This window comes from Asticcacaulis sp., from assembly GCF_035497195.1.
Classification (GTDB): domain Bacteria; phylum Pseudomonadota; class Alphaproteobacteria; order Caulobacterales; family Caulobacteraceae; genus Asticcacaulis.
Genome location: NZ_DATJDZ010000025.1, coordinates 1 through 11,817 on the forward strand (window position 1 = coordinate 1; position 11,817 = coordinate 11,817).

Here is an 11,817-nt window from a genome sequence, read left to right on the forward strand (position 1 = left end):
GTGAAACAGATCGTGCAGGAAGGACGACGGTGCTTGCTCGGACACATCTGGCCTGTCCGGAACTCTCTCATCGGCATCAGATGCCTGCTGCTCGAGAACGGAACCGACCACATAGTGACTGACCGCCCGGAGCGCCCAAACAGCGTGCTTCGGACCAAAGCCCGCCGCGCAGAGAAAGCGTATTTGTGTCTCGGCAGCGCCAAAATTCGGTTCTGTCGGTCGAGTGCCGGCATGGATGCGCGCCCCGTCGCGATAATAGAGCAACGCCGTTCTGAAACTCTGGGCGTTCTCTTTCAGGAATAGCCGCCAGTCTTCGTTCTCTTCGGGTAGCGAGCGGGTGTGGCGTTCCGTCAGCATTGCCTCGGCCAGTGCGTCAAGCAGCGCGCGCTTGTTCTGGAAATGCCAGTAAAGCGCAGGCTGCTGAACCTTGAGGCGTTCAGCGAGCTTTCGCGTCGTCAGGTTGTCCATGCCAACCTCGTTCAGCAGCTCCAGCGCCGCTGCGATCACGGTGCCCTTGTCCAGTTTGGTCATTCACGTTCCTTCGCCAACGCTTGACAATTTATCACCGATAAGTTCTATGTCCATGTCCTTATCATTGATAAAGTCGCTCGCATTGAGCGGCGCTGGAGTTTCAGGTGCGCAGCTCTGCCATCATCGCCCTGCTGATCGTCAGTCTCGACGCCATGGGACTCGGCCTCATCATGCCGGTCCTTCCGACGCTTCTGCGCGAGCTTGTGCCGGCGGAGCAGGTCGCTGGTCACTATGGTGCTTTGCTGTCACTCTATGCGTTGATGCAGGTCATCTTCGCGCCCGTGCTTGGACAATTTTCAGATGCTTACGGTCGGCGTCCGGTGCTTCTGGCTTCCCTTGCGGGGGCCGCAGTCGATTACACGATTATGGCATCAGCGCCGGTCTTATGGGTGCTCTATATCGGCCGGCTCGTCTCCGGCATCACGGGCGCAACCGGAGCTGTAGCTGCCTCAACCATTGCGGATTCGACGGGGGAAGGTTCTCGCGCACGCTGGTTCGGCTACATGGGGGCCTGTTATGGGGCAGGCATGATTGCCGGGCCAGCACTTGGTGGTATGCTCGGTGGTATTTCTGCCCATGCTCCGTTTATCGCCGCTGCCCTTCTCAACGGCTTCGCGTTCCTGCTAGCCTGCATTTTCCTCAGGGAGACTCGTCGCGGCGATGGCGAGACCGGAAAGCCGGTTCGCATCAAACCATTCGTTCTGTTCCGGCTGGATGATGCATTGCGCGGGCTAGTGGCCCTTTTCGCAGTTTTCTTCATTATTCAACTGATCGGCCAGGTCCCTGCGGCCCTATGGGTCATATATGGCGAGGATCGTTTTCAGTGGAACACCACGACCGTTGGCTTGTCGCTCGCGGCGTTTGGAGCAACACACGCGATTTTTCAGGCGTTTGTTACCGGCCCTCTTTCAAGCCGGCTTGGAGAACGGCGCACGCTACTGTTTGGCATGGCTGCGGATGCGACTGGCTTCATTCTTCTGGCTTTTGCCACGCAGGGATGGATGGTGTTCCCGATTTTGTTGCTGCTTGCCGCCGGAGGTGTTGGCATGCCGGCCTTGCAGGCAATGCTTTCAAACAATGTCAGCAGTAACAAGCAAGGAGCTTTACAGGGAACGCTTACAAGCCTCACCAATCTAAGCTCTATCGCGGGACCGCTTGGCTTCACGGCACTCTATTCTGCCACCGTAGGAGCATGGAACGGTTGGGTTTGGATTTTCGGCGCGATCCTCTATTTAATATGTCTGCCAATACTACGCAGACCTTTCGCAACTTCATTGTGATTGAGTCATGGCGAATTGGTATGCGTAGACTTACGAGAAATGACGGATTAAATCCGTTGAGCAATCATCTCCTTTCGGGGCGAGTGCCAATGATGACCTTAGTTCACACTCTCGCTGTCGCCGAATATCTCAACTTCCGTCACGCCGCCAATGCGCTCGGCGTTGCACAGTCCAGCGTCAGCGCCCGCGTGAAGGCACTGGAAGAAGACCTCGGCATCCTCTTGTTCGAGCGTCATGCGCGCGGCGTTCGGCTGACCGAGGCCGGACGCCATTTCGTCGAGCGGATAGCCGTAGGTATTGACCAACTCGACCATGCGGTGAAAACCGCCGGCATGGCGGCAGCCGGAGAAAGCGGCCGGCTTCGTATCGGTATCCATGCCCTGATTCCGCATAGCTTCCTCGCAAAGCTGATCGGCCAATACCGCAAGGATCACCCCGATGTTGAAGTCGAGATCGCCGAAGGCCCGGCCCGTGAAGCGGTGGTGCAGCTTCGCGCCGGCAGGTTGGACGTGGCGTTCGTCGCGGGCACGCCCCAACCACCCGACTGCCATTCCCGTCGCACATGGACCGAACCGCTCTTGGCGGTGCTACCGGAACGGCATCCGCTCGCCAAGCGGTCAGCCGTCACATGGCCCGATCTGGCAGGCGAGACGTTCCTTGTCCGGCATGGCGGCACTGGACCGCAGGTTCATAGCCATATCATGCTACGCCATGCCGAGCGCTGGCCTGCGCCGTCGATCCTGCGCTTCGACGTGGGGCGTGGCACCCTTTTGTCCTTGGTCGGACAGGGCTTCGGCATCACCATCGTCGGCGCGGCCACGGCGCTGTTGCCGACAAACGGCATTGTCTTCTTGTCCTTCGCCGACGAGCCGGAGCCGGTCGCCTTCTCGGCTGTCTGGTCGCCGTCCAACCGCAGCGCGGCGCTTCGTAACCTGCTCAGCCTCGCCAACGACATGGGCCGGCAGGTCTGCACGAATTCAGTACTGCCACGGATAGCGAGGGCGTGAGCCGAAGTGGTCGCGGAAGCACCGTCCGGGACTGTTATTGCCATCGCCGGAAAGCGACACTTGCATTAACGCCGCCAAAGCCGAATCCGTTGGAAATGGCATGTTCCATGAGAACAGGCCGTGCAGATTGGCGAACCAGATCGATACCTACGGCAATAGGATCGGGGCTCTCCAAATTTCTCGTTGGGGGAGCGATTTGATCCCGTAAGGCGAGTATCGTGAAGATCGCCTCAATGCCGCCAGCGGCACCGAGTAAGTGCCCCGTCGCTGACTTCGTGGCGCTTACAGCTACATCATGATCGCCAAAAACGGATTTTATCGCGGCTATTTCTCCTCGATCCCCTACGGGGGTGGAGGTTGAATGAGCGTTCAGATGTTGAACATCGTTGGGCTTCAAACCGGCACTTTGTAGCGCGATTTTCATTGCACGGGCCGCGCCTCGACCGTCCTCTGGACCGGCAGTCACATGGTGTGCATCAGCGCTTGTGCCGTATCCTACCAATTCGGCTATGGGTTTGGCACCCCGAGCAAGGGCATGTTCCAATTCTTCTATGACGATCAGACCCGCCCCTTCGGACATTACGAAACCATCGCGCTCGGTGTCGAACGGCCTTGACGCCATTTCAGGTGTAGTATTGTAGCCGGTAGATAGTGCTCGCGCGGCAGCAAATGCCCCGAGACTAACCTTGTCAATGCACGCTTCTGCTCCACCGCACAGAGCGATATCGGCTTCGTTGGAGCGTATCAGCCGCGCGGCGTCTCCGATGGCCTGAACGCTCGCAGCGCAGGCGGTTACAGGCGTGCCAATTGGGCCTGTAAATCCATGCCTGATGGTAACGTGTCCTGCTGCAAGGTTGGCAAGAAACGACGGCACGGTAAACGGTGAGAGCCTCCGTGCTCCCCGTGTATCCGTTATGCGAACTGCCGAAGCGATAGCAGGAAACCCGCCTATACCAGAGGCGATAATTGTCGCCGTGCGCTCACGTTCGTAGTCGCTCGTGGGATGCCATCCTGCCGTTTCAAGAGCCTCCTTCGCGGCCGCAAGTGCAAACAGAATGAAGCGATCCATTTTTCGTTGATCCTTTGTGTCAACGATTAAATCTGGATCAAAACCGGCTTCGGAATCTTCAATCAGGCTGGGAACGATTCCCCCGATTTTCACCGGTAGATCATTGGAGATTTCATCAGGCAAATTCCTGATTCCCGATTTCCCGTCGAGGAGTCTTTTCCAGCTTATTTCAGTGCCAGAACCAAGGGGGCCAACTAAACCCATGCCGGTTACAACAATTCGGCGCATTGGATTATTCCGTTTCTTTTTCTGAGCTTATTCGCTTCATGCGATTTATGACGCGCATCGTTTCCTCTGTTGCGGCGGGGCCTGCCAGAAGAACGGTGTTTTCGGGAGTGATTGCTTCTCCTGTATTCGCGTCGATGATAACGGCGGTCCTCTCCTGTCCGGTTTTCTTGTCACCAAGGCGCATGGCTATTTCATTGGGCGCAAGGTTCCGGTTCCCCCATGCGAACAGGGCGATTGCTACCGGATAGAAATCTCGCCCCTTGTCGGTAAGGACGTATTCAAATCGAGGCGGATGATCATTGTATCGTTGCCTTTCAAACAGTCCTTCCGCCGTGAGATGCTTCAATCGCCTCGCCAAAATGTTCGCGGAAATACCGAGATTCTTCTCGAATTCATCGAATTTGCTAAGCCCTTGGAAGGCGTCTCGCAGGATCAGGATGCTCCACCAGTCACCGACGCTTTCCAGCGCTCGGGCTGCGGGACACTCGAATGACAGAAAGCTTGTTCGTTGCATGACACATCCATAATGGTGTAACTTCCATCATGCAAGTCACCTATGCGCAGTAGGCGACATAGTAGGAGGGGTAATCCAATGCGTCATTCTAAGGGAGCCAAGCACCTGCGTCTGCTACGGCGTGGAACAAAGCACTGTAGTGGCATTTGAGCGATGCGGCGGCGATCAGCACCGATGGATGGTTGCCCATGGGGTATGCCGACCACGCTCGGATCGCGTATCCCCCTCGCATCGCTGATCCAGACACTCGCCGTCGCCGAATATCTGAACTTCCGCCACGCCGCCAATGCGCTCGGCGTGGCGCAATCCAGCGTCAGCGCCCGCGTGAAGGCGCTGGAAGAAGACCTTGGTATCCTTCTGTTCGAGCGTCACGCGCGCGGCGTCCGACTGACCGAGGCCGGACACCACTTCGTCGAGCGGATAGCGGCCGGCGTCGATCAACTGGACCATGCAGTGAAGACCGCCGGCATGGCGGCAGCGGGAGAAAGCGGCCGGCTTCGTATCGGTATCCATGCCCTGATCCCGCACAGCTTCCTCGCAAAGCTGATCGGCCAATACCGCGAGGACCATCCCGGCGTTGAAGTCGAGATGACGGAAGGGACAGCTCGCGAAGCGGTGATGCAGCTTCGCGCCGACCGGCTGGACGTGGTGTTTGTCGCGGGCACGCCCGAGCTGCCAGACTGCCACACCCACCCGATCTGGACCGAACAGTTGGTTGCCGTGCTGCCGGATGGGCATCCACTCGCCGGGCAGTCGGCCGTCACATGGGCCGATCTGGCAGGCGAGACGTTTCTTGTCCGGCATGGCGGCACAGGTCCGCAGGTTCATAGCCATATCGTGCTGCGCCATGCCGGGCGCTGGCCCGCGCCGTCAATCCTGCGCTTCGACGTGGGGCGTGGCGCGCTGCTGTCCATGGTCGGACAGGGCTTCGGCATCACCATCGTCGGAGCAGCTACGGCGCTGCTGCCCACGTCCGGCATCGTCTTCCTGCCTTTCGCCGATGAGCCAGAGCCGGTTGCGTTCACCGCCGTCTGGTCGCCGTTCAATCGCAGCGCCACCCTGAAAAACCTGCTCAACCTTGCAAACAATATGAGGCGTTGCGGCGATTCGCCCGGCCAGTTGCGCAGCGGCGATCACCCGGCCGGATGGCGGTGAACGCAACCCGTCCTATTTGCCGCCGATAGTATCCGGTAGCCCTCCCGCACCCCCTTTCCTGTTGCCTGTCCGGTTTTGCCTACTCTCTGATCGGCTCCGTTTCTTTTGCCGACTGGAGCCTGCATTGCGCGGAGGCCGAATCCTTTGGGGTCAAATCGCTGTCGTCTTCACCATCGTTCTGGTGATGGTGTGGGCAGCGACGCAATGGACGGCGTTCCGCCTCCGCTTCCAGCTCCAGCTTGGCAATCCGTGGTTCGAGCTGGCGGGCTGGCCGGTCTATTATCCGCCGGCCTTCTTCTGGTGGTGGTTTTCGTTTGACGCCTATGCGCCCGCAATCTTCGTCGAAGGTGCCATCATCGCGGCGTCCGGCGGTTTCATCGCCATCGCCGCCGCCATCCTCATGTCGATCATCCGGGCACGGGAGGCGCGCAACGTCGCCACCTATGGTTCGGCGCGATGGGCGGAGGATCGCGAAATCCGCGCCGCCGGTCTGCTCGGCCCCGATGGCGTGGTGCTCGGCAGATACGACCGGCACTATCTGCGCCATGACGGGCCGGAGCATGTGTTGTGCTTCGCCCCGACTCGCAGCGGCAAAGGTGTCGGGCTGGTGGTACCGACGCTGCTGACATGGCCGGGAAGCTGCATTGTCCACGACATCAAGGGCGAGAACTGGACTCTGACGGCCGGCTTTCGCGCCCAGCATGGCCGCGTCCTGCTGTTCGATCCCACGAACGCCAGATCGTCCGCCTACAATCCGCTGCTCGAAGTGCGGCAGGGGGAATGGGAAGTCCGCGACGTGCAGAACATCGCGGATATTCTGGTCGATCCCGAAGGCAGTCTCGACAAGCGCAACCATTGGGAAAAGACCAGCCATTCGCTGCTGGTCGGCGCGATCCTGCATGTTCTCTATGCGGAGAAGGACAAGACCTTGGCGGGCGTCGCCAACTTCCTGTCCGATCCCCGCCGTCCGGTCGAGGCGACCTTGCGCGCCATGATGGATACGCCGCATCTCGGCGAGGCGGGCGTTCATCCCGTCATCGCGTCGTCGGCCCGCGAGCTGTTGAACAAATCCGAGAACGAACGGTCGGGCGTGCTCTCCACCGCCATGTCGTTTCTCGGCCTCTACCGCGATCCCGTGGTGGCGCGGGTGACGGCGCGATGCGACTGGCGCATTGCCGATCTGGTCGGCAGCCGCCAGCCCGTCACGCTCTACCTTGTCGTGCCGCCGTCCGACATAAACCGCACAAAGCCGCTTATCCGCCTGATCCTCAACCAGATCGGCAGGCGGTTGACCGAGGAATTGACCACCTCCGGCAAGCGCCATCGGCTGCTATTGATGCTGGACGAGTTTCCGGCGCTCGGCCGGCTCGATTTCTTTGAATCGGCGCTCGCCTTCATGGCGGGCTACGGAATCAAAGGCTTCCTGATCGCGCAGAGCCTCAACCAGATCGAGCGCGCCTATGGCCCGAACAACGCGATCCTCGACAACTGCCACGTCCGCGTCAGCTTCGCCACGAACGACGAAAGGACGGCGAAGCGTGTTTCAGACGCATTAGGCACGGCGACCGAGCTGCGCGACTCCACCAACTACGCAGGGCACCGCCTAGCCCCGTGGTTAGGTCACTTGATGGTGTCGCGGCAGGAGACGGCCCGGCCGCTGCTCACGCCGGGCGAAATCATGCAGCTTCCACCCACCGACGAAATCGTCATGGTCGCGGGCACGCCGCCGATCCGCGCCATCAAGGCGCGCTATTTCGAGGATGCGCGATTGCAGGAACGCATCCTGACCCCGCCCGATCTGGTCGCCGCTCCGCTGGCGCCCAGCCCATCCGCCGATGATTGGTCCGGCCGCGTGGTCGCGGCGGAAAGCCGTTCCGCGACGTGCGGAAGCGAGGCCGAAGGCGATCCGGCCAATGCGGGCATCCGCCGCGAGCCGGAATTGCCCGAGCATGAGGAAATCGTCGCCCCGCCGCCATCCCCCGAACAGGAGTTCGAGTTTCTGGACGACGAGCCGGACGTTGACGCGGCCAAGGCCCGCGCCATGCGCCAGCGCATGAGGATGGTGGCGCGGCAGGTGGCGATGAACCCCGATGATGGAATCGACCTTTGAGGATACGCCCATGGCAACCAGAACCCGCCTGAATCTCTATTTCGACCCCGCGCTCATTCCACAGATCGAGGCGATGGCGCTGCGCCGCTCGGTGGCGCTGCGCCGCAATGTCTCGAAATCCGCCATCGTTGAGGCGGCGGTCATGTCCTACCTGTCCGGCGATTCCGCCGACCAGCTTGAAGCCGCCATGTCGCGCCGCTTGGACAAGCTCGGCCGCCAGATCGACACGCTCGACCTAGATCTCGCCGTCCTTGGCGAGGCGGTCGCGCAGTTCATCCATTTCTGGATGACCCTCACGCCGCCGCTTACGGGAGCCGCACAATCCGCTGCCCGCGCCAAAGGCGCGGAGCGCTTTGAGGGCTTCATGCAGAATCTCGGACGGCGTCTGGCGACGGGCGACAGGTTCCTCAAAGAGCTGTCGCGTGACCTCGACTCACTTCCCGACGATCCGTTGCCGGACGAGTCCGAGAGCAACGGCGATCAAGAATAAGTATTCGGACCCATCCTATTTACCGCCGTTCGCCGCCGATCACCGCACGCAGCTAGATACTTGTTGAACCGGCCAGATTTCGGCCTCTCTTAATCGACCCCGATCCGGGGATGGCCTGTCGCGTCCCCGCAAGAAGCCGGGGCCGACATGACCACCAACCACCAAAGACCGGAAGCCATTGCGCGCGGCGCACGCATGTTGCGCACCGCGCTCGGCCCCGCCATTGCCCGGCTGCTCGAAGACCCGGCCGTGGTCGAGGTGATGTTGAACCCGGACGGGCGGTTGTGGATCGACCGCCTGTCCGAAGGGCTTTCCGATACGGGCGAGCGCCTGTCCGCCGCCGATGGCGAACGCATCGTTCGGCTGGTCGCGCATCATGTCGGCGCGGAGGTTCATGCCCGCAGCCCGCGCATCTCGGCCGAGCTGCCGGAGTCTGGCGAAAGATTCGAGGGCCTGCTGCCACCCGTGGTCGCCGCCCCGACCTTCGCCATCCGCAAGCCCGCCGTCGCCGTGTTCAGCCTCGACGACTATGTGGCGGCGGGGATCATGTCCACCGATCAGGCCGCGACGTTACGCGCGGCCGTTTCCTCCCGCGCAAATATCCTCGTGGCGGGCGGCACCAGCACCGGCAAGACCACGCTGACCAATGCGCTGCTCGCCGAGGTGGCGAAGACGGCGGATCGCGTCGTCATCATCGAGGATACGCGCGAGCTGCAATGCGCCGCGCCCAATCTAGTGGCGATGCGGACGAAAGACGGCGTGGCGACGCTTTCCGATCTGGTGCGTTCCTCGCTGCGCCTGCGCCCCGACCGCATCCCCATCGGCGAGGTGCGCGGATCGGAAGCCCTCGACCTCCTGAAAGCGTGGGGAACGGGACACCCCGGCGGCATCGGCACCATCCATGCAGGCACCGGCATCGGTGCGCTCCGTCGCCTTGAACAGCTCATCCAAGAGGCTGTCGTCACCGTCCCGCGCGCCCTGATCGCCGAGACAATCGACCTTGTTGCTGTCCTTTCCGGGCGCGGTTCCGCGCGCCGGCTTGCCGAGCTTGCCCGCGTCGAAGGGCTGGGGCCGGACGGCGACTACCGCATCACCCCCGCAATCCAAACCAGCACAGGAGAATCTTCATGATCCGCACGATTTCGCGCGGCTATCGCTTCGCCGCGACCGCCGCATCCACCCTTGCTATCAGCTTCATGCTCGCCCCGGCCGCCCATGCGTCGGGATCGTCGATGCCGTGGGAGCAACCGCTTCAGCAAATCCTTCAGTCCATTGAGGGACCCGTCGCAAAAATTATCGCGGTGATAATTATCATCGCCACCGGCCTGACCCTCGCGTTCGGGGACACCAGCGGCGGCTTTCGCCGTCTGATCCAGATCGTGTTCGGCCTGTCGATTGCTTTCGCCGCGTCGAGCTTCTTCCTGTCGTTCTTCTCGTTCGGCGGCGGGGCGCTCGTTTGATGGCCGTCGCGTTCGAGCAACTGGACGCCGTGCCGGGCTTCACGGTCCCGGTTCACCGGGCGCTGACCGAACATATCCTGCTCGGCGGCGCTCCGCGCGCCATCGCCATCATGAACGGAACGCTGGCCGGAGCCGTGGGCCTCGGCCTGCGCCTCTGGCTGATCGGCATCGCCATCTGGGCAATCGGCCACTTCGCGGCCGTATGGGCGGCAAAGCGCGATCCCCTCTTTGTCGAGGTCGGGCGGCGGCATCTCCGCATCCCCGGTCATTTGGCGGTTTGAGGGTGCAGCCATGATGAACCTTTCCGAATTCCGCCGCACCGCCGCGCGCCTCTCTGATTATCTGCCATGGGCCGCGCTGGTCGGTCAGGGCGTTGTGCTCAACAAGGACGGCAGTTTCCAGAGGACGGCGAAGTTTCGCGGTCCCGATCTGGATTCCGCCGTCGCGGCCGAGCTAGTCGCCGTCGCCGGCCGCATCAACAATGCCGTGCGCCGCCTCGGCTCCGGCTGGAGCATCTTCGTCGAGGCGCAGCGCAGCGAAGCCGCCACCTATCCCGACAGCACCTTTCCCGATCCCGCGTCGGCGCTGGTCGATGCCGAGCGTAAGGCCGGTTTCGAGGAAGCGGGCGCGCATTTCGTGTCCGGCTACTTCCTCACCTTCCTCTGGCTGCCCCCGGCCGAGGAAGCCGCCCGCACTGAGGCATGGCTCTACGAGGGCCGGGAGAAAACGGGGGTGGACCCGTGGGAAGTCCTGCGCGGCTTCATCGACCGCACCGACCGCGTGCTGGCCTTGCTTGACGGCTTCATGCCCGAGTGCCGTTGGATGGATGACGGCGCGACGCTGACCTATCTCCATTCCACCATCTCGACCAACCGGCATCGTGTGCGCGTGCCCGAGGTGCCCATGCACCTCGACGCGCTGCTCGCCGACCAGCCCTTGACCGGCGGGCTGGAGCCGCGCCTTGGCGACGCGCATCTGCGCGTGCTGACCATCGTGGGATTCCCGACCGCGACGACGCCGGGCCTGCTCGACGAAATGAACCGGCTGCCGTTCCCATATCGGTGGAGCACCCGCGCGATCCTGCTCGACAAGACCGATGCAACCCGGCTGCTGACCCGCATCCGTCGCCAATGGTTCGCCAAGCGCAAGAGCGTCGCCGCGATCTTGAAAGAGGTCATGACAAACGAGGCGTCCGCGCTTGTGGACACCGACGCCGCCAACAAGGCGCTCGACGCCGACATGGCGTTGCAGGAGCTTGGGGCGGACGTGGCGGGCATGGCCTACGTCACGGCGACCGTCACCGTATGGGATGCCGACCCGCGCGTGGCGCAAGAGAAGCTGCGCCTGGTCGAGAAGATCATTCAGGGCCGCGACTTCACCGCCATGCCCGAGAGCGTCAACGCGGTTGACGCATGGCTCGGCAGCCTCCCCGGACACGCCTACGCGAATGTCCGCCAGCCGCCTATCAGCACTTTGAATCTCGCCCACATGATCCCGCTTTCGGCGGTGTGGGCGGGGCCGGAACGGGACGAGCATTTCGGTGCGCCCCCTTTGCTCTTTGGAAAGACCGAAGGCTCAACCCCGTTCCGGTTATCCCTCCATGTCGGCGACGTAGGCCACACCCTTGTCGTCGGTCCCACGGGCGCGGGCAAATCCGTGTTGCTTGCCCTCATGGCCTTGCAGTTCCGGCGCTATGCGAGATCGCAGGTCTTCGCCTTCGACTTCGGCGGCAGCATCCGCGCCGCCGCGCTCGCCATGGGCGGTGACTGGCACGACCTTGGCGGCGGGCTGACAGAAGGGGACGAGGCGTCCGTTTCGCTCCAGCCGCTTGCCCGCATCCACGACACCTATGAGCGCGCATGGGCGGCGGACTGGATTGCCGCCATCCTCATGCGCGAAGGCATCGCCATCACGCCGGAGGTCAAAGAGTACAAGGCCAAGCGCCTTCAGCCCCACTTCATCCGCGACGCATT

At 62.1% G+C, this 11,817-nt stretch carries 12 protein-coding genes; 9 read left to right on the forward strand and 3 right to left on the reverse strand.

The window, feature by feature from the left end:
- Positions 1-531: tetracycline resistance transcriptional repressor TetR (gene tetR, locus VL130_RS15835; RefSeq protein ID WP_325364272.1), on the reverse strand; the 531-nt coding region annotated here is incomplete at its 3' end.
- 104 nt (positions 532-635) lie between these two features.
- Between tetR and tet(G) the strand changes: the two genes are divergently transcribed.
- Both tet(G) and VL130_RS15845 read left to right on the forward strand, forming a co-directional pair.
- Positions 636-1,811: a tetracycline efflux MFS transporter Tet(G) gene (gene tet(G) / locus VL130_RS15840; RefSeq protein WP_024353491.1), complete on the forward strand. Its 1,176-nt coding sequence runs from the start codon at positions 636-638 to the stop codon at positions 1,809-1,811.
- A gap of 89 nt (positions 1,812-1,900) precedes the next feature.
- Entirely contained in the window at positions 1,901-2,818 is a 918-nt protein-coding gene (locus tag VL130_RS15845; protein ID WP_035302745.1) for a LysR family transcriptional regulator, read from the forward strand.
- Between the two features lie 34 nt (positions 2,819-2,852).
- Here the strand turns inward: VL130_RS15845 and fabF are convergent, their stop codons facing one another.
- Positions 2,853-4,115, reverse strand: coding sequence for a beta-ketoacyl-ACP synthase II (gene fabF, locus VL130_RS15850; protein WP_081650885.1), 1,263 nt, complete (start codon positions 4,113-4,115; stop codon positions 2,853-2,855).
- A gap of 4 nt (positions 4,116-4,119) precedes the next feature.
- On the reverse strand, positions 4,120-4,629 hold the full coding sequence (locus tag VL130_RS15855) for a winged helix-turn-helix transcriptional regulator (RefSeq protein WP_042061242.1): 510 nt from the start codon (positions 4,627-4,629) through the stop codon (positions 4,120-4,122).
- 195 nt (positions 4,630-4,824) lie between these two features.
- Between VL130_RS15855 and VL130_RS15860 the strand changes: the two genes are divergently transcribed.
- From VL130_RS15860 to trbE, 7 genes are all read left to right on the forward strand, one after another.
- The gene (locus VL130_RS15860; protein WP_035302746.1) at positions 4,825-5,784 is read left to right on the forward strand and encodes a LysR family transcriptional regulator; all 960 of its coding nucleotides are present in this window, start codon (positions 4,825-4,827) and stop codon (positions 5,782-5,784) included.
- A gap of 124 nt (positions 5,785-5,908) precedes the next feature.
- The gene (locus VL130_RS15865; RefSeq protein ID WP_024353495.1) at positions 5,909-7,894 is read left to right on the forward strand and encodes a conjugal transfer protein TraG; all 1,986 of its coding nucleotides are present in this window, start codon (positions 5,909-5,911) and stop codon (positions 7,892-7,894) included.
- A gap of 10 nt (positions 7,895-7,904) precedes the next feature.
- On the forward strand, positions 7,905-8,384 hold the full coding sequence (locus tag VL130_RS15870) for a hypothetical protein (protein ID WP_024353496.1): 480 nt from the start codon (positions 7,905-7,907) through the stop codon (positions 8,382-8,384).
- 147 nt (positions 8,385-8,531) lie between these two features.
- Positions 8,532-9,515: a P-type conjugative transfer ATPase TrbB gene (gene trbB, locus VL130_RS15875; protein ID WP_091517359.1), complete on the forward strand. Its 984-nt coding sequence runs from the start codon at positions 8,532-8,534 to the stop codon at positions 9,513-9,515.
- Positions 9,512-9,844, forward strand: coding sequence for a TrbC/VirB2 family protein (locus VL130_RS15880; protein ID WP_024353498.1), 333 nt, complete (start codon positions 9,512-9,514; stop codon positions 9,842-9,844). The genes trbB and VL130_RS15880 overlap by 4 nt, the downstream gene beginning before the upstream one ends.
- Entirely contained in the window at positions 9,844-10,125 is a 282-nt protein-coding gene (locus VL130_RS15885) for a VirB3 family type IV secretion system protein (RefSeq protein WP_024353499.1), read from the forward strand. The genes VL130_RS15880 and VL130_RS15885 overlap by 1 nt, the downstream gene beginning before the upstream one ends.
- Before the next feature lie 10 nt (positions 10,126-10,135).
- Positions 10,136-11,817: conjugal transfer protein TrbE (gene trbE, locus VL130_RS15890; protein WP_325364286.1), on the forward strand; the 1,682-nt coding region annotated here is incomplete at its 3' end.

Bases quoted from the DNA above. Each gene is read 5' to 3' on its own strand.
- VL130_RS15845 (WP_035302745.1), top strand. From the start codon at position 1,901: ATGATGACCTTAGTTCACACTCTCGCTGTCGCCGAATATCTCAACTTC.
- VL130_RS15885 (WP_024353499.1), top strand. From the start codon at position 9,844: ATGGCCGTCGCGTTCGAGCAACTGGACGCCGTGCCGGGCTTCACGGTC.
- trbB (WP_091517359.1), top strand. From the start codon at position 8,532: ATGACCACCAACCACCAAAGACCGGAAGCCATTGCGCGCGGCGCACGC.
- VL130_RS15860 (WP_035302746.1), top strand. From the start codon at position 4,825: ATGCCGACCACGCTCGGATCGCGTATCCCCCTCGCATCGCTGATCCAG.
- VL130_RS15880 (WP_024353498.1), top strand. From the start codon at position 9,512: ATGATCCGCACGATTTCGCGCGGCTATCGCTTCGCCGCGACCGCCGCA.
- VL130_RS15870 (WP_024353496.1), top strand. From the start codon at position 7,905: ATGGCAACCAGAACCCGCCTGAATCTCTATTTCGACCCCGCGCTCATT.
- fabF (WP_081650885.1), bottom strand. From the start codon at position 4,115: ATGCGCCGAATTGTTGTAACCGGCATGGGTTTAGTTGGCCCCCTTGGT.
- VL130_RS15855 (WP_042061242.1), bottom strand. From the start codon at position 4,629: ATGCAACGAACAAGCTTTCTGTCATTCGAGTGTCCCGCAGCCCGAGCG.